This window comes from Syntrophomonas sp. DTU019 (assembly GCA_913757435.1).
Lineage (GTDB): Bacteria > Bacillota > Syntrophomonadia > Syntrophomonadales > Syntrophomonadaceae > DTU019.
The window spans coordinates 62,076-84,039 of record CAJYDM010000005.1; the positions used below are offsets into that span (position 1 = coordinate 62,076).

The 21,964-nt window shown below is 51.7% G+C and carries 21 protein-coding genes, 1 tRNA gene and 1 other annotated feature; of the genes, 15 read left to right on the forward strand and 7 right to left on the reverse strand.

Going from position 1 to position 21,964, the window contains the following annotated elements; translation table 11 throughout:
• Positions 1-264: 264 nt before the first annotated feature.
• From AC15IQ_RS12240 to AC15IQ_RS12250, 3 genes are read left to right on the forward strand one after another with little or no spacing between them, the layout of a single operon-like run.
• Positions 265-2,115, forward strand: a complete 1,851-nt coding sequence (locus tag AC15IQ_RS12240; RefSeq protein ID WP_483179436.1) for a TIGR03960 family B12-binding radical SAM protein — start codon at positions 265-267, stop codon at positions 2,113-2,115.
• A complete protein-coding gene (locus tag AC15IQ_RS12245) occupies positions 2,099-2,785 on the forward strand; it encodes a TIGR03936 family radical SAM-associated protein (RefSeq protein ID WP_483179437.1) in 687 nt (228 codons plus the stop codon). The genes AC15IQ_RS12240 and AC15IQ_RS12245 overlap by 17 nt, the downstream gene beginning before the upstream one ends.
• Positions 2,782-4,203, forward strand: a complete 1,422-nt coding sequence (locus tag AC15IQ_RS12250; RefSeq protein ID WP_483179438.1) for an Rne/Rng family ribonuclease — start codon at positions 2,782-2,784, stop codon at positions 4,201-4,203. The genes AC15IQ_RS12245 and AC15IQ_RS12250 overlap by 4 nt, the downstream gene beginning before the upstream one ends.
• A gap of 256 nt (positions 4,204-4,459) precedes the next feature.
• Here the strand turns inward: AC15IQ_RS12250 and AC15IQ_RS12255 are convergent, their stop codons facing one another.
• Positions 4,460-5,083, reverse strand: coding sequence for a carbonic anhydrase (locus tag AC15IQ_RS12255; protein ID WP_483179439.1), 624 nt, complete (start codon positions 5,081-5,083; stop codon positions 4,460-4,462).
• 231 nt (positions 5,084-5,314) lie between these two features.
• Positions 5,315-5,392, forward strand: a sequence feature (ribosomal protein L21 leader region).
• 11 nt (positions 5,393-5,403) lie between these two features.
• Here AC15IQ_RS12255 and rplU point away from each other — a divergent pair.
• The 7 genes from rplU (at position 5,404) to AC15IQ_RS12290 (ending at position 10,649) form a co-directional block, all read left to right on the forward strand.
• Positions 5,404-5,721, forward strand: coding sequence for a 50S ribosomal protein L21 (rplU, locus tag AC15IQ_RS12260; protein ID WP_483179440.1), 318 nt, complete (start codon positions 5,404-5,406; stop codon positions 5,719-5,721).
• Positions 5,718-6,053, forward strand: coding sequence for a ribosomal-processing cysteine protease Prp (locus tag AC15IQ_RS12265; protein WP_483179441.1), 336 nt, complete (start codon positions 5,718-5,720; stop codon positions 6,051-6,053). The genes rplU and AC15IQ_RS12265 overlap by 4 nt, the downstream gene beginning before the upstream one ends.
• A gap of 5 nt (positions 6,054-6,058) precedes the next feature.
• On the forward strand, positions 6,059-6,352 hold the full coding sequence (gene rpmA, locus AC15IQ_RS12270) for a 50S ribosomal protein L27 (protein WP_483179442.1): 294 nt from the start codon (positions 6,059-6,061) through the stop codon (positions 6,350-6,352).
• An 88-nt stretch (positions 6,353-6,440) separates the two neighbouring features.
• Positions 6,441-6,890 carry a Spo0B domain-containing protein gene (locus tag AC15IQ_RS12275; RefSeq protein ID WP_483179443.1) on the forward strand — a complete coding sequence of 150 codons (450 nt, stop codon included), beginning with the start codon at positions 6,441-6,443 and terminating at the stop codon, positions 6,888-6,890.
• Between the two features lie 4 nt (positions 6,891-6,894).
• Positions 6,895-8,157, forward strand: a complete 1,263-nt coding sequence (gene obgE / locus AC15IQ_RS12280) for a GTPase ObgE (protein WP_483179444.1) — start codon at positions 6,895-6,897, stop codon at positions 8,155-8,157.
• Between the two features lie 71 nt (positions 8,158-8,228).
• Positions 8,229-9,356, forward strand: coding sequence for a glutamate 5-kinase (proB, locus tag AC15IQ_RS12285; RefSeq protein ID WP_483179445.1), 1,128 nt, complete (start codon positions 8,229-8,231; stop codon positions 9,354-9,356).
• A gap of 30 nt (positions 9,357-9,386) precedes the next feature.
• Positions 9,387-10,649, forward strand: a complete 1,263-nt coding sequence (locus tag AC15IQ_RS12290; RefSeq protein WP_483179446.1) for a glutamate-5-semialdehyde dehydrogenase — start codon at positions 9,387-9,389, stop codon at positions 10,647-10,649.
• A gap of 149 nt (positions 10,650-10,798) precedes the next feature.
• Here AC15IQ_RS12290 and AC15IQ_RS12295 read toward each other — a convergent pair whose 3' ends face one another.
• The 3 genes from AC15IQ_RS12295 to AC15IQ_RS12305 form a co-directional block, all read right to left on the reverse strand.
• Complete coding sequence (locus tag AC15IQ_RS12295; protein ID WP_483179447.1) at positions 10,799-13,234, reverse strand: S-layer homology domain-containing protein; 2,436 nt, start codon at positions 13,232-13,234, stop codon at positions 10,799-10,801.
• A gap of 211 nt (positions 13,235-13,445) precedes the next feature.
• Complete coding sequence (cysK, locus tag AC15IQ_RS12300; protein WP_483179448.1) at positions 13,446-14,480, reverse strand: cysteine synthase A; 1,035 nt, start codon at positions 14,478-14,480, stop codon at positions 13,446-13,448.
• 24 nt (positions 14,481-14,504) lie between these two features.
• The gene (locus AC15IQ_RS12305; protein WP_483179449.1) at positions 14,505-15,149 is read right to left on the reverse strand and encodes a hypothetical protein; all 645 of its coding nucleotides are present in this window, start codon (positions 15,147-15,149) and stop codon (positions 14,505-14,507) included.
• 242 nt (positions 15,150-15,391) lie between these two features.
• On the opposite strand from AC15IQ_RS12305, the gene AC15IQ_RS12310 reads away from it, so the two are divergent.
• From AC15IQ_RS12310 to rsfS, 5 genes are all read left to right on the forward strand, one after another.
• A complete protein-coding gene (locus tag AC15IQ_RS12310) occupies positions 15,392-15,823 on the forward strand; it encodes an NfeD family protein (RefSeq protein WP_483179450.1) in 432 nt (143 codons plus the stop codon).
• Between the two features lie 37 nt (positions 15,824-15,860).
• Positions 15,861-16,805 carry an SPFH domain-containing protein gene (locus tag AC15IQ_RS12315; RefSeq protein WP_483179617.1) on the forward strand — a complete coding sequence of 315 codons (945 nt, stop codon included), beginning with the start codon at positions 15,861-15,863 and terminating at the stop codon, positions 16,803-16,805.
• Between the two features lie 199 nt (positions 16,806-17,004).
• Entirely contained in the window at positions 17,005-17,631 is a 627-nt protein-coding gene (gene nadD / locus AC15IQ_RS12320) for a nicotinate-nucleotide adenylyltransferase (RefSeq protein ID WP_483179451.1), read from the forward strand.
• Positions 17,628-18,215, forward strand: a complete 588-nt coding sequence (gene yqeK, locus AC15IQ_RS12325; protein ID WP_483179452.1) for a bis(5'-nucleosyl)-tetraphosphatase (symmetrical) YqeK — start codon at positions 17,628-17,630, stop codon at positions 18,213-18,215. Before nadD ends, yqeK begins: the two co-directional genes overlap by 4 nt.
• A gap of 40 nt (positions 18,216-18,255) precedes the next feature.
• On the forward strand, positions 18,256-18,603 hold the full coding sequence (rsfS, locus tag AC15IQ_RS12330) for a ribosome silencing factor (RefSeq protein ID WP_483179618.1): 348 nt from the start codon (positions 18,256-18,258) through the stop codon (positions 18,601-18,603).
• Positions 18,604-18,697: 94 nt separating this feature from the next.
• On the opposite strand, the gene leuS is transcribed toward rsfS, so the two are convergent.
• The 3 genes from leuS to AC15IQ_RS12345 all read right to left on the reverse strand — a co-directional run bounded on the left by leuS (position 18,698) and on the right by AC15IQ_RS12345 (position 21,833).
• Positions 18,698-21,169, reverse strand: a complete 2,472-nt coding sequence (leuS, locus tag AC15IQ_RS12335) for a leucine--tRNA ligase (protein ID WP_483179453.1) — start codon at positions 21,167-21,169, stop codon at positions 18,698-18,700.
• 99 nt (positions 21,170-21,268) lie between these two features.
• Positions 21,269-21,344 (reverse strand) — tRNA-Ala (locus tag AC15IQ_RS12340).
• Positions 21,345-21,662: 318 nt separating this feature from the next.
• Complete coding sequence (locus tag AC15IQ_RS12345) at positions 21,663-21,833, reverse strand: DUF1540 domain-containing protein (RefSeq protein ID WP_483179454.1); 171 nt, start codon at positions 21,831-21,833, stop codon at positions 21,663-21,665.
• Between the last annotated feature and the right edge of the window lie 131 nt (positions 21,834-21,964).

The following is a 21,964-nucleotide window of genomic DNA, read 5'->3' on the forward strand; positions in this document are numbered from 1 at the left end:
TGGAGAGGTTCTCATGCGATAGTGCTATTGATGCACATTGCTTTTTAAAGATGAAAACCCTATCATAAAAAGATAAGCATTTTAAACGGCATATCTTTATGGCCGATGATCGCTTTTTAGAACCGGGCATTTCGAATGGTCAGCTTTTGAAAACGGCGGCTGCACCATGAATCTGCCCGTTCTCTATCAATCAGGCCGGTAAGTATTTAGTAATCGATAAGCCAATTGCGGACGCCTTATACAATAAAGTGGGAGGTTGTCGTATTGCAGCAAAAAATCATTCGTGACATACTACCCCGAGTCAGTAAACCTGCCCGCTACAGCGGCGATGAATTAAACAGTATAAAGAAAGATTGGGATTTCGGCGGGGTCAAAATGCTGCTGGCATTCCCCGATGTGTACGAAGTGGGAATGTCGCATCTGGGAAGCAAGATTTTATACGGTCTGGTAAATGAACAGACCCACCATTTGTTGGAGCGCTGCTTCGCGCCCTGGCCCGATATGGAGGCCATCATGCGCGAAGAGGGTATCCCGCTTTACTCCTTGGAGAATTTTCAGCCCATTGAGAATTTTAATGTGATCGGTTTCAGCTTGCAGTACGAGTTGTCCCTCACCAATGTTTTAAATATGCTCGACCTGGGGCGTATACCCGTGCTGACTGAAGACCGCGAACCGCAGCACCCCATAGTGATCGGGGGCGGACCAGTTTGTGCCAACCCCGAGCCCTTCGCGGATTTCTTCGATGCCCTGGTGATAGGTGACGGCGAAGAAGTGATACTGGAGATACTGAATCTGGTAGAAGGCTATCGTGGGGCTCCGCGCCAGGACATATTGATGCAGCTGGCCAGGCTTGAAGGGGTGTATGTCCCTTCTTTGTATAAAGTGGAATACGACTCAGAAGGACATTACCAATCCATCAAACCTTTGGATAAGGAGACTCCCCGCCGGGTGCGGCGGCGGGTGGTGAAAAGTCTCGATTCGGCTTATTTCCCGGAAAAGCCCGTGGTACCATATTTATCCGTAGTGCATGACCGCGCCGTTCTGGAGGTAATGCGCGGCTGCCAACGGGGCTGCCGCTTTTGTCATGCCGGCATGGTTTACCGGCCGGTACGCGAACGTGCCCTGCAAACCCTGCTGGAGCAGGCCGAAGCGCAAATCCGCAACACCGGATATGATGAGTTATCCCTGGTCTCACTCAGCACCCTGGACTTTTCACAGGTGAAGCCCCTGGTCTTCGAGTTAGTGCAGAGATATGGAGCAGAGGGCATCGGAGTGGCCTTGCCCTCGCTGCGGGTGGATCAATTCTCAGTGGAACTGGCCAATGAAGTTCAGAAGGTGAGAAAGACCACCCTGACCCTGGCGCCAGAGGCGGGTACGCAGAGGATGCGCGATGTGATAAATAAGAATGTCAGCGAAGAGCAATTGCTGGAGGCGGTGTCGGCAGCTTTCTCCTCGGGCTGGAACGCGCTCAAGCTCTATTTCATGATAGGCCTGCCTGGTGAAAGAGATGAGGATCTGGATGGGATAATCGACCTTTTGATCAAAGTCAAGCAACGCGGTGATGAACTCGCCCGTCGAAAGGTGGAAATCCGGGCCAGCCTGGCCTGTTTCGTGCCCAAAGCCCATACCCCGTTTCAATGGAGGCCTCAGGATTCGATGGCTGAACTTAAGGAAAAAAGGCATTACCTGAGCCGGCGCCGCTTGAAAGGTATTAAACTGAGTTTCCATGATGAGGCAACCACTTACCTGGAAGGCGCCATTGCTCGCGGAGACCGCAGGATGGCACAGGTGATCCACCGGGCCTGGCAGAAGGGCTGCCGCTTCGACGGGTGGAGTGAACATTTCCGTTTTTCGGCCTGGATGGAGGCCTTTGAGGAATGTGGAGTCGATCCGGACATATATGTGACCCGCAGACGGAGTTATGATGAAGCCCTGCCCTGGGACATTATTGATGTCGGCATTGATAAAGAATTCCTGATCCAGGAAGATGAACTGGCCGATAGGGGAGTCAGCAGCGGCGATTGCCGCATGGAGGGCTGCAACGATTGCGGGGTATGCCCATCCCTAGAAGTGGAACTGCAAATTGGGGAGGGTTTGGATGCGATTAAGGGTTGAATACAGAGTTGGTCCGGAGCTGAGGTTCCTGGCCAATCTGGATATGATACACGCCATGGAGAGAGCCTTGCGCCGGGCCAGGATCCCCTACGCCCTCAGTGAAGGCTTCAATCCCCACATCAGACTGTCTTTGGGAACGGTTTTACCAGTGGGTCTGTGGGGGGAACGGGAATACTTTGATATTGAACTCGCCACCGAGCTTGCCGAAGAAGAGTTCGTCAAACGGCTCAACACAGTGTGCCCGCAAGGCCTTACGGCAACCAGGGCAATAGCCATCAAACCGACATCTCCATCGATAATGGGATTGGTCAATGCCGCCAGCTATGCTTTCAAAGCAGTAAAGGCCGATGCAAAGACTCGGGAGCGGATCAGCACGATTACTGAACAGCCGGAATTAGTGGTGGCCAGCCGGGGCAAAAAAAAGAACCGTCCTAAAGACCTTAAGCCAGGAATTTTCAAAATAGAGATCAAGAGTGAAGCTCAATTTGATATTATTGAAGCATGGGTAAGTACCGGGGAACCAGTAAATGTGCGTTTTGATGAACTGGCCGACCTTTTGAGCCAATTCGGTCTGGCACCGCAGCAATTGGTCGATGTGTGGCGCAGCGGCAACTATTGCCGGGTCGGGAATAAGTTCTACACCCCCATGGAGCAGGTGAAAAGTCCGTGATCAGAGAGATCATCGCTGAGGTTTACCCCTGGGAATCACGGGTGGCCATTGTTGAAGACGGCCGCCTGGCTGAGATATTCTGGGCCGATCAGAATGAGAGCGTGGGCAATGTGTACAAAGCCCGGGTGAAAGACATCATCCCCGGCCTATCCTGTGCTTTCGTGGATATCGGCCTGGCCAAAAATGCCTTTCTATACGCCGGGGATATCATTTCCCCTGACAAGAAGCGCGGCGGTAACGTTTTCGATCTATTAAAAAGCGGGCAGAACATCCTGGTGCAGGTTAAAAAAGAGGCCTTCTCCGAAAAAGGTGCCCGGGTTACCGGAAACATAACCATACCCGGCCATTTTCTGGTGCTTCTGCCCTTTCAGAACGAAGTTTCTATCTCGCGCAAGATCACGGACAGCAAGCGCCGCGAATACCTGCGCAGCCTGGTGAACAGCTTCAAGCCCCTGGAATATGGGTGCATCTTGCGCACCGCTTGCCTGGAGGCCGATGACGATGAAATTCTGAACGAACTGGAGGAACTGATCAAGGTTTGGCAGGAGATTCTGGATCGTTATCAGCGCATGAAGACCCCCAGTCTGATCTATGAAGATATCGACGTACTGGAACGCACTCTGCGGGATTATCTTGACATGGAGATTCATCGCATAATTCTCAATAATGAGCGGCTGCGCAATCGGGTGCTCGATTACCTGCAGCACAAGGCCACTTTATGCAGGGCGGTCTTATACGAACCCGGCGACCTGTTTGAAAAATACGGCCTGGAAAAAGACATCCGCCGCGCCTTGAGAAGAAAGGTGTGGCTGAAAAATGGGGGCTATTTGATCGTAGATGAAACTGAAGCCATGACCGTCATTGATGTCAACAGCGGCAAATACACCGGCAAGGATGATTTCGAAGATACCGTTTACCGCATCAACCTGGAGGCTGCGATTGAGATCCCCAGGCAGCTAAGGCTCCGCAGCCTGGGGGGGATCATACTGATCGATTTCATCGACATGAAAAACAAGCAGAACCAGGAAGAGATAGTGGAAGCCCTGAAGCGTGAACTGGCCAAGGATAAGGCTCACACCCGCATCATCGGTATGACCGGCTTAGGTTTTTTGGAGATGACCCGCAAAAAATCACGCTACGGCATTTCAGAAATATTCACCGACGAATGCACCCGCTGCAACGGCCGGGGCCGCACCGTCAACCTGCAGTCAGTCGCCTGCGAGATCAAGCGCAAACTGGTCAACATGGACTACATACAGCAGGATACTCTGATCTGCGAGGCCCATACCGACCTGATTGATGAGATAAACCGCGATATCCAGGATCTGCCCTATATTGAAAAGCGCTGCGGCAAGAAGGTTAAGTTCTTAAAGAGCGACCGCATGGGACCGCTGGAATACACCCTGCGGGGGCAATAATGGGGATATGCGCATGGACAAAGTGAGACAGGAAGTAATAGGGGAGTTCTCTGACATTTGAGAACTCCCCCTTATCTGTCCACATATCCCCTGGCCTTATTCAACCAGAGGTTCACACTGGTTGGACCTGTCAGTCTGATGGATTTTACCCGCTGGGTGATGTATATACCCTGAAATAGCCGTATACCAAACGGTCCATACGGTGTGAGATGCCGGCTGCCAACTAATGAGTATTCTCCTGCCCGATTAGAGTGGTTTAGACCTCTATGAAGGTGACCTCCCCAGAATCGAGGTGGTACTTGCCGCCTACCAGGGTGAGATGACCGTGCTCAATCAGATGCTTAACGATGGGGCTGGATTGAATCTCCTTGATCACCGCCAGAATATTCTGGTCTTCGACTTTGCGGTACAGGTCATCCCCAGAGGCACCGGACTGTACGACCGCTTCAACGCTGGGCTGGATGCGTTCTACGATGGCCCCGATCTTGCCAGGTGCTTCTCCGCCGTCGACACTTGCTTTTACGGCCCCGCAATAGTCGTGGCCCAGCACTAATAGCAGCGGTGAACCCAGGTGTTCGACCCCGTATTCGATACTGCCCATGCTTAAATCATCGATTACGTTGCCGGCTACGCGTATCACAAACAGGTCGCCCAGGCCTTGATTAAAGATATGTTCCGGTGGTACTCGGGAGTCGGAGCAGGTCAGAACCACTGCAAAAGGGTGCTGTCCGTTGCTGCGCAGATTGGAGCGGCGGGAAGTGCTCAGGTCAGCCGTTGTGGATTGACCGGCTACATAGCGGCGGTTGCCCTCGATAAGCCTTCTCAAAGCATCAGCGGCGGTTATACGGCTGCTTTCATTTTCGTGATTTAAGTCTGTCAAGATTTATCCCCCCTGATTTCTTTATATATTGTGACCCTTGGTGAAATAATTCGGTATCGGGGGGCATACTCCTGCAACTATAGCAGCCGAAATATTCTGCTGGCCAGAGGCTCTGTAATACCTAAGAGCCGCGATTAATGGCGGCGCCCCAGGCGTTTATCAAGGGTTCTAAGAAAAATGGCCGCACTTGACTAGGGTAATATAAATGTGGTAAATTTTCATATGTGTTGCGAGTTTTTGCAACCGCTCGGTGAGGGCTCACTAAAATGGCCAATGGCCTGCCTATCATCGGCGAGTCTAAAAAACGGAGGTGTAGCTTAATGTATGCCATTATTAAGACCGGTGGCAAACAGTACCGAGTAAACGAAGGATTGATTTTGAAAATTGAAAAGATTGCCGGAGAAAAGGGCGATAAGGTAACCTTGCCGGAGGTTTTGCTGGTAAGCGGTGATGACGGCGTTTTGAAAGTGGGAGATCCTGTGGTGGCAGGTGCCTCAGTCATTGCTGAGATTTGTGAACAGGGCAAAGATAAAAAGATCATCGTTTACAAGTACAAGAAAAGAAAGAACTATCGGCGCAAACAAGGCCACAGACAGCCTTTTACCAAGATCAAGATCGAACAGATCGTAGTTGGATGATTACCGCCACCATTGATTATAGAGGTGAAGACATAGCCGCATTCACCATCAGTGGTCATGCCGGTTATGCCGCCCCAGGCCAGGATATCTACTGTGCCGGGGTGTCTGCCATAGCGCAGACTGCGCTGCTGGGGTTGGCCAAACACCTGGCTCAGACCCCGCAGGTGAACATTGTCGAGGGAGAAGATGCGCTTTTAAAGTGTATCCTGCCGGCAGATATGGGAATCGATGACAGATACAAGGCCAGTTTGATTTTATCCACCATGGAAGCCGGGTTGCTGTCCCTACAGGAAGCGTACCCGCAATATGTAAAAGTGAGAATCAGGAGGTAAAAACCATGTTTACTTTTAACCTGCAATTATTTGCTCATAAAAAGGGAGTGGGCAGCTCCAAAAACGGACGCGACAGCACCTCCAAGCGTTTGGGCGTTAAAAGGTCGGATGGGCAGTTTGTCAAGGCCGGGAATATACTGGTCAGACAGCGCGGCACCAAGATTCATCCCGGCAACAACGTCATGATCGGCGGAGACGACACCTTGTTTGCCGTTATCGATGGCGCTGTCAAGTTCGAAAGAAAAGGCCGCGACAAGAAACAGGTCAGCGTCTATCCTTTGGAATCAGCGGCGCAATAAAGCCGACCAGTGCAATATCTGATTAGCGAGACCCCTGGAGTTTTTCAGGGGTTTTTGTTATCATTAGTTCACGTTCGGGGGGATAATTATGGAAGCTGAGCAAATGGTAAACATATTGCGCCGCATACGACACGATAACGGTAATCACCTGCAAGTGATAATGGGCTACATCGACCTGGGCAAACCAGAGTCGGCCCGCCAGTACATAAACAGTATAGTCGAGCAGCTTTATGAAGAACGCCGCTTGTTTGAGGAACTGCCTGCCGAAGCCGCCCTGTTTTTTTATCAGCAAGCCTTATTATGCAGCGACCTGGGGCTAATACTAAGGTATAAACAGTTTCAACTGGATTCTTATGCCGTGTTTGAAAAAAGGCAGGAACCATATAACAGCTTAGAGCAGTTGACCGCCAAGGCAGCCTTCAATTTGGAGGAAGAACCGGTCGTCTATGCTGATGTGACCGCGCATGCAGGCAAAGGCCGGGTAGTGTTTTCCGGACCGTTCCTGAGACGGGAAGTACAGGTGCAAATAGAGGAGTGAAGCCATGTTCATAGATGAAGCCCGGGTATATGTGAAAGGCGGCGATGGCGGCAACGGCATCGTAGCTTTCCGCCGGGAGAAGTATGTCCCTGAGGGAGGCCCGGCCGGAGGCGATGGCGGGCGTGGAGGCAATGTAGTCTTTCAGGCCGATGAAGGTATGAGAACCTTGATGGATTTCCGGTACAAACGTCATTTCAAAGCTGAACGCGGCCAGCATGGGCAAGGCAAGAATATGCACGGCGCCTGGGGTGAGGATTTGCTGGTGCGGGTACCGGTGGGAACTGTGATCAAAGATGAGGACAGCGGCGAGGTTATTGCCGATTTGACTAAACACGGCCAGGAGGCGGTGGTAGCCCGGGGCGGACGCGGTGGGCGCGGCAATGCGCGCTTCTCCAGTTCGGTGAACCGGGCCCCCACGGTTTCGGAAAACGGCGAACCCGGCGAGGAGCACTGGCTGAGGATGGAACTGAAATTGTTGGCCGATGTGGGTCTGGTGGGCTTCCCCAATGCGGGTAAATCCACCTTGATATCGCGTATTTCCGCAGCCCGGCCCAAGATCGCCGACTACCCTTTCACCACCCTTACTCCAAATCTGGGGGTGGTGCAGACTCGCAACCATGAGAGCTTCGTGGTGGCCGATATACCCGGTCTGATCGAAGGCGCCCATCAGGGGGCTGGACTCGGTCATGGCTTTTTGCGCCATATCGAGAGGACCCGAGTCCTATTGTTTATTCTTGATGCGGCCGAAACCGAAGGCCGCGATGTGATGCAGGACTATCACACCCTGGAGGCAGAATTATCCGGACACAACCCCAAATTATTGGAACGTCCGGCTTTGATCGTAGCCAACAAGATGGACCTGCCCCAGGCTGAGGAAAACCGCCAGCGGCTTGAAGAGGCTTTCGGGTCGCGCCTGCTATTCATTTCGGCGGTGACCGGGCAAGGGGTGGAGGAATTGGTGGAACGGGTCTATCAGGTATTGCAAGAGGCGCCGCCTCCGCCCGAGGAGGAAGTGGAAGAGACCGTAGTAACCCGCTTTGTGGATGAGGCCCCTTTCTATATCGAAGTGGAGGACGGGGTTTATGTAGTTAAGGGCAACCGAATTGAAAAGCTCTTGACAATGACCAACTTTTCCACTGACGAAGGGCTGCAGCGTTTCCAGCGTACCATCATCCGCATGGGTTTGGAAGACGCCTTGAAAGCCCAGGGTATCAAAGAGGGTGATACGGTGCGCATTAAGGATATGGAATTCGATTTCAGCGAGTAGAGGAATTTTGTAATAAGTGCAGCCAGATTTATCTGAGTGCTGCCGATATTAATCATAGGAAGTGTTGAGGAGTGAACAAACGCAGAAAGCTGGCCAACGCCCGCCGGGTGGTAATAAAAGTAGGAACCAGCACTCTGACATATGCCAACGGAAAGCTCAATTTGTTCCGCATCGAGCAGCTGGTGCGAGAGATGGCCGACCTCCACAACCGTGATATGGAGGTGATCCTGGTCAGTTCCGGCGCCATCAGGGTAGGAGCCAACCGCATGGGTCTGAAGAAGGCTCCCACCACCATCCCCGAAAAGCAAGCTCTGGCAGCCATAGGGCAGGGGGCTCTAATGCAGCTTTATGAGAAGCTTTTTGCCGAATACAATCAGACCGTAGCCCAGTTGCTATTGACCCGGGGCGATTTCGACGAACGCATCCGCTATCTGAATGCCACCAATGCACTCTTGGCTTTGCTGAAAATGGAAGTCATCCCTATTATAAATGAGAATGACACCGTAGCAGTAGAGGAGATCAAATTCGGGGATAATGATACCCTCTCCGCCCTGGTGGCAGGGCTTGTTGATGCTGACCTGTTAATCATCCTCTCTGATGTCGACGGGCTGTATGACGCTGATCCGCGTTCTTCAGAAGATGCCCGCCTGTTAACCCAGGTTACCGAGATAAGCTCTGCAATGGAGGACAGCTCTCACAACCGGGGCAGCAGCTTTTCAAGCGGAGGGATGTACACCAAGCTCAAAGCGGCCAGAATTTGCATGGCTTCGGGAATAACCATGATCATCGCCAATAGTGCGGAAGATAACGTTATTCGTAGAATCATCGCCGGTGAGGAAGTGGGGACTCTGTTTGTACCCCGCGGAACCAGGATGCATGCCCGCGAGAAATGGCTCGCCTTCGGCAGCCTGGTGCAGGGTCGCATCGTAGTCGATGAGGGGGCAGCACTCGCCTTGATCAAAAGGGGCCGCAGCCTGTTAGCCTCAGGTATCACTGGGGTTGTCGGCGAGTTTGAGCGCGGGGCGGTAGTAGGGGTCATGAGCCCGGCAGGCGCAGAAATAGCTCGGGGAATAACCCATTACAACGCGGGGGAGATCAGGCTAATCGCCGGGCACAAGAGCAGCGATATTGAGCAGATCCTGGGAGAAAAGGACTATGACGAAGTGATTCATCGCAACAACTTGTGTTTGGTGCGATAGCATATCAGCGGGATCAAGGAGTGAGGATTAATGGAGGATAATTTGAAGAACATACTGCTGGAGCAGGGCAGACGGGCCAAGAAGGCCTCGAGGCTTTTAGCCACGGCTTCCACCACTGTTAAGAACCAGGCCTTGTATGCCATGGCCGACGCCTTAGAAGCTAATCACGCGGAAATCATCAATGCCAATGCTATCGATTTGGAGAACGGCAGGCGAATGGGCCTGACCTCCGCTTTGCTGGAACGGCTCTCCCTGGACGAAAAACGGGTGGCCGATATGGCCCAGGGCTTGCGTGAGATCGCGGCTCTGCCCGACCCGGTAGGTGAAGTCCTGGGGATGACGCGCCGACCTAATGGTCTGGAGGTAGGGAGGATACGCACCCCTATCGGGGTGATCGGCATCATATATGAGTCGCGTCCTAATGTGACCGCAGACGCGGCCGGTTTGTGCCTCAAATCCGGCAATGCCATCTTGTTGCGGGGCGGGGAAGAGGCCTTGAACTCCAACCGCAGTATCGCCCAAGTGATATCGCAGGCTGCCTATAATACTGGCATTCCAGAAGGGGCCATCGAATTGGTGGACAGTGATGACCGCGAAGCGGCTGTATTTATGATGAAAATGCACGACACTCTGGATGTTCTCATCCCTCGGGGCGGGAAAGGTCTCAAACAAGCTGTGATGGAAAACGCCAAGGTGCCTGTTATCATGACCGGCATGGGCAACTGTCATGTCTATGTGGATGAATATGCCGATATAGAAAAAGCCCTTCCGATCGTTTTCAACGCCAAAGTGCAGCGTCCCTCGGTCTGCAACGCGGCTGAAACCCTCTTGGTGCACAGTAAGATCGCGCCCTTTTTCCTGCCTCTGATGCTGCCCAAATTACAGCAGGCCGGGGTGGAAATCCGCGCCTGTGAACGTACCCGGGCCATCGTAGACGGCCTATTGGCTGCCAGCGATGCTGACTGGAGCGAAGAATACCTGGATCTTATACTGGCGGTAAGAATGGTGGACGATGTGGAAGAGGCCATCACCCATATCAACACCTATGGTACCGGCCACAGCGAAGCCATTGTCAGCGAAAACTATGGCCACGTGCGCCGCTTCATCAATGCAGTCGACGCAGCGGCAGTTTATGCCAACGCTTCCACCCGATTTACCGATGGCAATGTGTTTGGATTTGGGGCGGAAATGGGTATCAGCACCCAGAAACTGCACGCCCGCGGCCCGATGGGGCTCACTGAATTGACCACCATCAAATTCATCGTATACGGCGACGGTCAGATCAGAGAATAGGCTTTGATGTGTCAGGGGACGGTTCTGTGACACACCCTGACACATGTCGCAGAACCGTCCCCTGACACACACCCTGACACGCATGTCGCAGAACCGTCCCCGGACATGTCTGCGGGGTGTGTCGCAGAACCGTCCCCTGACACGGGGAGCTATTTATTATCCTTTATCATCATCAGTTTATAGACAACCGTTGCGGCTTCGGCCCGGGTTGCATTCCCCTGCGGCTTATAATCCCCTTCCGGATATCCCCCCATCAGGCCCGAGGATACGACTTTGTTTACAGCTTCGGCAGCCCACGGACTGATTTTGGTACTATCCGTAAAGATAATTCCCTCATTTGTTGGCGGAAGGATCAATTCGTTGTTTTTGGCGAAATTGTCAAGCATGGTCGCCATTTGCTCTCTGCTTATCCTGGCATTGGGAGCAAAGGAGGTTTTATCCATACCCCGTACGATTCCTTGCTCAAAACCCCAATTAACATAGTTATAGTACCATTCCGCAGCAGGTACGTCCCTAAAGCCCGCCGGAGCAGCCTGGGTCACGTCTAAGCCATCGATCGTATTTGCCAGCATCGTCAGGAACTGCGCCCTGGTCAGAGAATCATCCGGTAAATAGTAATTGTTGCCCATTCCATTTACAACTCCCCAGGCCGCCAACTTCCCGATGTATTCTCTGGCCCAATGTGCTTTAGTATCGGCAAAGTCAATGCTGGCAAGACCAACCTGAACCGGTATGGCCTGCTGTACGCCGTTGTAGGCTACATAGATATTTCCCACTATGCCAGATCTATTCGTGGCCTGAAAGAGCCCGTTGGCATCGATGGTACCGATCTCAGGATCGCAGTTCCATGCAAACAGGCTGTCCTGGCTGGCAATCGGCGCATACCCGTATTTGGCTGATACATTGATGTCGAAGCTTTCCCCTGGATCGATCAGCAGATTCTGTACATTGGGCGTAAAAGTTATCTTATTCTGAATATCGACCTGGGCGGTTGTACTCAGATCTCCGCTTTGCACTTCGATCACGGCAGGTCCGATGGCGCTGCCGGCGCTAAAGAGGCCGTTTACGTCCACGGAATGGCCTGAATCGGGATCAACGCTGTATTCTGCATTTTTCCTCAACGGAACCGGCTCATATCTGTTGTTGGTTGCGTAAGTTTTCAGCTGAATATGCGCTCCTGGCATGGCCACCGGCTGACTTGGATAAGTATGCAAATGCATTGCATCGGAATCCCCGCGTTGGTCGTATACCAAAAACAGACCATTGGTTGTTTTTCTCTGGGTTTGCCCGGAAGGAGAATTCTTGGCAACTGCCCTAGAATCGATTCCTCCCGCTCTCACCGCCATGACCGTAGAGCCGCCTCCGTCCATATTCACGACCGTGCTGCAACCCAGATCAACCAGGTGGGCTGCTACGTCGGTCAGTCCCAGGCCTTCTGAAAAACCTGGCTGCCTTCCATCGACCACATACAACACCAGGGTTCCGTTCGGTTTGATACCGATGACGGTTCTCGGGTTCAGGTTGCTTCCGCTGGATACATATTGACCCTTATCGTATAATACATGGTTTACACCGATCGCTTCTTGGCTGTTTGAAAGGTTTGTGCCACTGTCATCTAATGCGGAAATCTCTACCTGGCTTCCGGGAATCAGCTGAGCCAGCGGCACCGCATAGGCCGAATCGCCCACTGTTGAAAGCACCAGTTGACTGTCACCTATCGGCGTATTGTAATTACCATTTCTGACTTCGGCTACAGTAGCAATGATTGTGCTTCCTACCGTTAATTCCGCATTTTCCGGCGAGAGCGCATCCAATACTACCTCAACAGAGGTTTCACAGGTTTTGGTGGAGGATGCGTAGTGGCGGTTATAAAGATGCAAAGCCTTGGACCCACCGTGTGGAACGTTGAAATAACCGATATCGGCATTATATTCTGTGGGCACGTAAACCGTCTCTTGCGCGAGGACAACATCTGTCGGCTCGGTGGAATCTGCCGGTGGGGTCGACTCCGACAATTGGTAAGAATCATCGAGCTGGGCCGGTTTTTCCGACTGAGCAGGATCCTGAACAACTATAGTGGGAACGTTAATGGTTCCCTTCAGCGTAAATCTTAGATTTGCTTTCTCCAGGGAAGCGATACCGGCTTCGTCAAAGGATATAACATATTCCGGAGCATATCCGGATGTTTTGATCTTACCGTCATGAATGGTAAGTCCCTTTGGAGTGCCGGTGGCGGTGTCATACATATCTCCGTTAATTCCCGCGACCACCTTGTAGCCTTGATTCTCCAGAGTACTGACCATGGTATTCATGGTATAAGTTCCGGTAACTTCACCTTCAAAAACATAGGGCTTCAAATCTGTGTCCTGGGTATCCGCAGTGATAAAATAGGCTCTTATGATCCCATTGGTGCTATGACCCGCCAATTGTTCGTAATAAAGAGCATTATGATAAATTTCTGAGTTGGTCTCATAATAGACATACCCTATGCCTTGCTGATATGTAAAACCGGTCAAAAATGTTGCCGAAAGGATGGTAAAGGCCAGGAGAACTGCGGTGAATCTTTGGCTCTGAATAAATTTCATTTTTTAGTAACCTCATAATTTTTTATTTTACTATTATACTCCGATACTTTACCATTCTGTCAGCATTATTCCAAGATTTCCAAGGCCCACCTCCACTACCAGAGAAAAATACGGGTTTTTCTCTACAATAACCCAGGTTTCCCCTCGATTCAGAAAAAAATAATCGGGTAGGGTGCTGCTATGAAATCACCCTACCCGAATTTGTTGATTCTTAGACGATTACTTCATAATTATACCGGGCTAACTTCTCCTGGTCTTGTGGGGAAAGTTTGTAATCCCGTTCCAATAGAGTGCGTTCTGCGGGTATGCCACACAACTCAGTGGACAAATAGCGCAGCCCATTGTCATTGATCATGGTCACAATGCACTGGCGGTCAGGATACTTCTGGGCTACTTTCAAGGCGGCAGCCACATTGATGCCTGAGGAAGGTCCGCAGAATATGCCTTCCTGACTGGCTAACTGACGGGCTGTGTCCATAGCCTCCTCGGAACTTACCAGTACTATGCCGTCGATGTATTGTAAATCCAGGATATCAGGTATAAGGCCGTCAGCGATACCTTGCACCCGGTGTGGGCCGATGCGCCCATGGGCTAAGATAGGCGAGTCCGATGGCTCGGAGATGAAGATCTTGATATCGGGATTCTTCTCCTTCAGAAATTTGGCGTTGCCGGTTACGGTGCCTCCGGTGCCCTGACACATGATGTAAACATCCACTCTGCCATCGGTCTGTTCCCAGATCTCTGGAGCGGTCCGGTCGTAATGGGCCAAGACGTTGTCCGGACGTGAGAATTGGCCGATTTGAAATACCTGATCACCGTACTGCTGTTTGAGGCGCTCCACTTCATCAAGAACCAGATCGACATCGCTCTCTGCGCCGGGGGTGAGAACCAGTTCAGCTCCATAAGCCTGAATGGTCTTTTTGCGTTCTTCGGTCATTCCCTCAGGCATGACGATAATAACCTTGTAGCCCTTGGCGGCTCCCACCATAGCAGTTGATATGCCAGTATTGCCGGTGGTGCCTTCTAACAGAATCATACCCGGTTTGAGCTCGCCACGCTGTTCGGCCTGTTCTACTATGGCTGTCACTACCCGATCTTTCAAGCTGCCGCTGGGGTTGACGAATTCCATTTTTACGCAAACCTCGGCATTGATGCCGGCTGATACCCGGTTCAATCGAATCAACGGGGAGTATCCTACCGCATCCAAAACACTGTTTTTGATCTTTCTGTTAATATCCCAGTCCATGACAAACCTCCACGTTATTAGTTCCTATTTACGAGTCTTATAAAACAGCTCCCACTGTTCTCCGTAGCTAAGTGTCCTAAGCACAATATATTCCTGGTCGCTGGGCTGATTTAAAATAAAATCCGGCAGTATCGAGGTTTCTTGTAAATAAATGCCTTTTAAGACCTCCAACAATTGGCCTCGAGTGTCCGCCCTGCGCAGCGTCCAGCCATCATACTCCAGCCGCTGGGCAATGCGCTGATTCAAACCTATTTCATAGTCTTCCAAGTGTTCAAAAAACTGCCGCCATGACTCCAAAGCCGGTTCCTGCTGCCAGTTGATACCCGGGCATACGAAATGGCGGCACACTGATTCGCGTTCCTGCTGTTCTAAAACGCACCCGCCTTCACGCTTATGGAAACGGCAGCGGTAGCTTGAACCGTCAATCTCATTGTTTACCGTGATCGAAGCATCCAATATGGTGAGATGGGGCTGGCTGAAGATCAGGTCGAGCAGATCCGGCCGGTTAAGGGCCAGATAGGCCAGATCGGTGCTGTAAAAAACCGGCGAATAATGCCCGCAGCAGCCCTTGTCGTCCTGACGGGGACATTCACTGCACAGGTCCACTTCGATGTAGCTGCGCAATCCGCGGTTATGAAAGGTCAAGCGAATCTCTTTATCTGCCTTCATTCGACTTTTCTACCCCATTCAGACTAATATTTTCATTATATGGTTTTTGGGGCAGGGGGGAAAGGCTTAATTCATGGCAGAACTTCTATTCCCCCCTTTTAGCAGGTTATTTGGCTGAACTGTGCATAAAATATACTATGTGTCTACACTCCGTTTTGCTCACAACCGGTTGCTTCAGCAGACTGTAAACGAGTGTGTTATGATATACAAAACAGCTCACTATGACGGGAAGGAGGTATCTCATGTCAAGTCTTCAATGGGTACTGCTGGCCTTGGTATGTGGGATGATAGAGCTGGCTACGGTGGGATTATGGTTTTTGTGGCTGGCCCTGGCAGCTTTATTGACCGCTCTGGGGGTGCAAATTGGATGGCTGACTTCCATAGGGTCGCAGTTGCTGGTGTTTGCGATATTCACGCTGGCCTTTATTGTATTTACCAGACCTATAGCCTTGAGGTTCCTGGAAACCAAGGATACCCCCAGTAATGTCAACGCACTGATAGGTCAGCACGGCGTGGTCACAAAATCGATCAATCCCTATCATGTCGGCCAGGCCAAGGTCAATGGTGAGATATGGACAGCAACCGCTGAGGAAGACATCGAGGTGGATGTTCGCATCCGGGTAGTTGGTATTCAAGGGGTCAAGTTAATGGTAGAGAAAGCTCCAGTAGAATAATTGATTAATAGAGTTTTCTAAGCTGAAAGGAGTGGTCATATTGCTAGGCTTTTTCGTCAACCTTGTAGTAGTATTATTTGTCATCGGTTTGCTGTTTTCCTCAATCCGTATCATCCGACAGTCTACGGTAGGAATAGTGGAACGCCTGGGTAAATTCCACAAAAGGGCGGAGCAGGGCATTAATGTTATCATACCATTGATTGACAAATTCCGAGCCGTAGTCGACCTGCGCGAGCAGGTGGTGGATTTTCCGCCCCAGCCGGTCATCACCAAGGATAATGTCACCATGATGATAGACACCGTCATCTATTACCAGGTAACAGATGCGTTCAGTTATATCTATGAAATTGCCAACCCCATACTGGCTATCGAGAACCTGACCGCCACCACCCTGAGAAATATTGTCGGCGAACTGGAACTGGACCAGACCCTTACCTCCAGGGACATCGTCAATACCAAACTCCGGGTGATTCTCGATGAGGCTACCGACAAATGGGGTATTAAGGTCAACCGGGTGGAGTTGAAGAATATTTTGCCTCCACAGGATATACAGACCGCCATGGAAAAACAGATGCGCGCTGAGCGTGAGAAGCGCGAGGCTATTCTGCGCGCCGAAGGCCAGAAGACCGCGGCCATCCTGGAAGCTGAAGGAATGAAGCAGGCTGCCATCCTCAAAGCCGAGGCAGTAAGGGAAGCGGCCATCCGTGAGGCTGAAGGGCACCGCCAGGCGCAAATCCTTAATGCTGAGGGTGAGGCCCAGGCGATTCTCAATGTGCAGAGGGCCTTCGCCGACAGCTTGATTATGCTGCGCGAGTCGGCACCGGACCAGAAGGTCATTTCGTTAAAATCCCTGGAGACCTTGAAGAGCATGGCCGAAGGCCAGGCCACCAAGTTGATCATCCCCGGGGACTTGGCTGGATTGGCTGGAGTCTTTGCAGCCTTGAAGGAAAGCGGCGGCGACGCCTTCAAAAGCGGAGAATAAATGCGCTGTAGAGCGAGTGTGCGTACCCGTAAATGGGGATCAGGCTGATAATGGTACCTCGACAGAGCCGTATGCATAGCCGACTTGAGTCGGTTTGCATTTTTAATGCATGACAGGTATCATTTACCTTAGATTTTGGCACACCAATGCAATGTTACTGGAATTGGAATATGCCAGCCCTGACAGGGGGAGATATTGTTTGGATGCAGGTGCAAAGCTGGCGGTCATTGGAGGGACATTCGATCCCATCCATTACGGGCACCTGATCGCGGCAGAACATGCCCGGGTGCAGTTAGGCATCGATAAGGTGTTGTTTATTCCCACCGGCCGACCCCCGCACAAGACCTCCCAAGCTGTGACGGCTTGGGAGCATCGCTTGCGGATGCTTCAACTGGCAACCAGCGACAACCCTGCTTTTGGGATTTCGTCCCTGGAAGAACCGAAGGGCGAGTTCTCTTATAGTATCGATACTATCCGCAGGTTGAGAAGCCTTAATCCCGCCAGTTTGATATATTTCTTGATGGGTGCGGATGCCTTATTGACCATAGATACCTGGAAAGACTATCAGCAATTAATTACTCTGTGCTGTTTCGTGGTAGTCACCCGGCCTAACTATGTGATCGATCGCAGCCATCCGGTTCTAAACACTTTGCCCGATGAATGGTGGCAGGAGATGAGGCAGGTGGAGATTCCCGCCATGGACATATCCTCCACCGATATCCGCAGTCGGGTAGCCGCAGGGAAAACCATTAAATATCTTTTGCCCAGGCAGGTTGAGGAATACATCTATGACCATGACCTCTATCGAGGAGGAATGAAATCATGATCGGCCCCAAGGAGGCGCTGGAGATCATTCGCTTTAAATTATCCCGGAGCCGGTTCAAGCATTCAGTGCATGTCGCTAATACCGCCCGGGAAATGGCGGCTCAGTATGGATTTGACGAAGAACAGGCTTATCTGACTGGATTATTGCACGATTATGCCAAAGGCATTTCTGGCCAAGAATTGATTGACTTAGCCGAAAAGTATGGCCTGGAACTGGTACCCATAGATCGAGAGGTGCCGGATCTGCTGCATGGGTCGGTGGGGGCCTGTCTATTAGCTGACGAACTGGATATCGATGATGCGGAGCTGCTGCACGCGGTCAGCTCCCACACCCTGGGAGCGCTCGATATGAATGGCCTGGACAAGATCATCTATTTGGCCGACATGATCGAACCGGGACGGGATTACCCGGGTATGGAGCGGCTGCGCTGCCTGGCCCTGCGCAACCTGGATTACGGCATGCTTTTGGGGCTGGAGACTACCATCAAGTACTGCATCGAGCGGGGAAGGCTCTTGCACCCGCGGACCGTCGAAGTGAGGAACCAGTATCTGCGTTTATTTGGAAATATGATGGACCTGGCCTGACGACCATGAAATAAACAAGGGGGATTGATGATTGCTGAACATGGAGAAGATGCTGCAACAGATCGCTGAAGCCTGCTGGGAAGAAAAGGCCATGGACGTGGTGGTTCTGGATGTTAACCACCTCACCGTAATCGCCGATTATTTTGTTATAGCAGCAGGACGGAATATCCTGCAAGTAAAGAGCATAGCCGAACACGTTGAGGACCGTCTGGCGGAGGCGGGGATCAAGCCTTTGCGTCGCGAAGGGCACAAAGAAGGCATATGGGTGGTGTTGGATTATGGCTCTATCCTTTTCCATGTTTTCCGCCAGGAGGAGCGCGAGTACTACGATTTGGAAAATCTGTGGGGCGACGCTCGTGAGGTAAGCCTGGAACGCATGCAATCATAGGATGACAGGAAGATGACAGGGGGACGGGGTTGTTGGCACACTCTTGAGTGTGTCAACAACCCCGTCCCCCTGTCATCTTTGCCTATCAGCCGGTCTACCTGGCCACTATGTTGACTAGTTTTCCGGGTACTACGATCATCTTCTGCACCGTTTTGCCCTGCAGCTGTGCGGCGATGCGCTCAGTCTGCATACACTGCTGGCGCACCTCCTCCTCGTTGCTGTCTGAAGGCACCATGATGCGGTCTCGTACTTTGCCATTTATCTGTATGACCATCTCGATCTCATCTTGTACTAAAGCGGAGGGGTCGTATTGTGGCCAGGCCATCAGGGTTATACTGCCTTCATGGCCGGTCAACTGCCATAATTCCTCAGCGATGTGCGGTGAAAAGGGGCTCAACATCAGGAGCAACGATTCCAAAGCCTCTTTCACCACTGCAGGGTTGGGCTGGGGATTGTCGCGGTAAGCCCCCAGCATGTTGGACAGTTCCATGATGGCGCTTATCGCAGTGTTGAAATTGAATCTGCCTTCGATATCGTCAGTCACTTTCTTAATGGTAGCATGGGTTTTGAAACGCAGCTGGCGTGCCGCTTCATCCAACTCAGCCCCTTCGCCGTCCTGGCTATTGATCAAATGTGCGTAATCCACTACCAGACGCCACACCCGGTTTAAGAAACGGTAGGCACCTTCGACCCCGGCATCGCTCCATTCCAGGTCGCGCTCCGGAGGAGAGGCAAACAGGATGAACAGACGGGCGGTGTCGGCCCCGTAAGTATTGATGATATCTTCCGGGCTTACCACATTGCCTTTTGATTTGGACATCTTGGAGCCATCTTTTAAGACCATACCCTGGGTGAGCAGGTTGGTAAACGGTTCCTGGCATGACAGCCATTTGATGTCATAGAGGAATTTGGTGAAGAAGCGGGCGTACATCAAATGCAGGATGGCATGCTCCACCCCTCCTATATACTGGTCCACCGGCATCCAATAATCGGTGGCGGCTTTATCGAAAGGTTGTTCACTTTCATGCGGACTGCAGAAGCGGTCGAAATACCAGGATGAACAGACGAAAGTATCCATGGTATCAGTTTCCCGGCGGGCTTCCTTACCGCAATTGGGGCAGTTGGTCTCGAAAAAGGAACGCACATAATTCAGGGGGGATTCCCCGGACGGTTTGAATTCCACATCCTCAGGCAAGAGCACCGGAAGGTCTTCTTCAGGCACCGGCACCATTCCGCAATCGTTGCAGTAGACTATGGGGATGGGAGCGCCCCAGTACCGCTGCCGGGAGATCAACCAGTCGCGCAGGCGATAGTTGATCGAACCCTGACCGATGCCATGCTCCTCCATATAAGCAATAACCGCTGCTATACCGGATTCAACGCTATTGCCATCAAAAGTTCCGGAATTCACCATCTTGCCGTCACCCACATAAGCCTCGGTGAGATCGGCTCCATCTAGGGGGGTGTCGTTGCCTTGGATCACCACCCGGATAGGCAGATTGTATTTGCGGGCGAAATCGAAGTCACGCTGGTCATGGGCGGGAACCGCCATTATAGCTCCGGTTCCGTAGTCCATCAATACATAGTTGGCAATCCAGATCGGTACTTCTTCGCCGTTCATGGGATTGATGGCATAGGCCCCGGTGAATACCCCTTCCTTTTCCACCTCGGTGGAGGTGCGGGCAATTTCACTGAGGTTCTTGATGCGTTCCACGAACTCTTTAACCTCCTGGGCCTGGGGGGTATTCTGGGAGATATCCGCTACCAGCGGGTGCTCGGGTGCCATTACCATATAAGTAACCCCAAAAACAGTATCCGCCCGGGTGGTGAATACCGGTACCACCTGATCGCTGCCCTTGATTTTCATGTCGAATTGACAGCCCTCGCTGCGTCCGATCCAATTGCGCTGCATGATTTTGACCTTTTCCGGCCATCCCGGCAGCATCTCCAGATCATCTAACAGGCGCTGGGCATAATCTGTAATCTTGAAAAACCACTGCTCCAGTTGTTTCTTTTCCACTACCGCTTCACAGCGTTCACAACCACCGTCGACAACCTGCTCGTTGGCCAGCACTGTCTGGCAGGAAGGACACCAGTTAACCGCCGATTTCTTTTTATAAGCCAGCCCGTGTTCGTACAGCTTCAAGAACATCCACTGGGTGAATTTGTAATAATCGGGTTTGCAGGTGGCTATTTCCCGGTCCCAATCATAGCTGATGCCCATGGTCTTAAGCTGACTTTTCATATTCTCCATGTTGGTATCGGTCCAGATGGAAGGGTGGATGCCATTCTTGATAGCGGCGTTCTCAGCCGGCAGGCCAAAGGCATCCCATCCCATGGGATGGAGCACATTAAAACCGTTCATGGCTTTGAAACGGGCTACCACGTCACCGATGGCGTAATTGCGTACATGTCCCATATGTAGGTTGCCGGAAGGGTAGGGGAACATTTCCAGGTCATAATACTTGGGCCGGCCGGGATCTTCGCTCACTTTATAGAAACCATGCTCTTCCCAGTAATGCTGCCACTTGGTCTCTATCACCTTAAAATCGTACTTGTTTTCCATCACTCTACCTCCTGGCGTTTAGTAGACAAAAAAGCCCTCATCCCTTGAGGGACGAGAGCTGGTTTCCCGCGGTACCACCCTTGTTGACAGATATAATTATGGTGGAGCTAGGGGGATTCGAACCCCCGACCTCTTGAATGCCATTCAAGCGCGCTCCCAACTGCGCCATAGCCCCACGTCTGTCCACTTCAACCTGTAACGAAGGTTGCGTCACAGGCTTACCGCCTGTGCAGCTCCCCGGCGAGTTCAACCAGTCGTTGCCGCCTTCCACCTGATCGGCGGCTCTCTGTAGGCTGCCAGCTTACTGCTCCGGTTCCTAGCCTTTTGCTATAAAAAATAGCCGTGTTTAATCCACGAAAGTTATTTTACTATATAAATTTGTGTTATGCAACTGTGAAGTCCCTAATTTCGACGCAAGGCAACTGCGGATCTCCCGCTGACAAATATGCCTGGCAAAAATCGCCCCGCATGATCCGTAGCAGACAGCTCTATTTTATAATTCCAAGATGGGTTCGTAGCTGGAACAAAGGGTTTCCTCGTTGGCCAGGCCGCTGCATATGTGGTGCTGGGGAGCGACCTCTATGGATTCCAATCGGCAATATCCTCCCGAGCCGTAGAATTTACAGCTTTCTACCCCGCAGCGAATAGTTTGTTCTCCAGTCATGATCAACATTCCCCTCCTTAAACGCTGATATTGTAACTATGCCCCGGCATGACCGATTTATACCCCACAATTTAAGCAACGGTTCTTAAAGGGATGAATCGGAAGCTTCGTCACGTAGAAGGATCAGATTT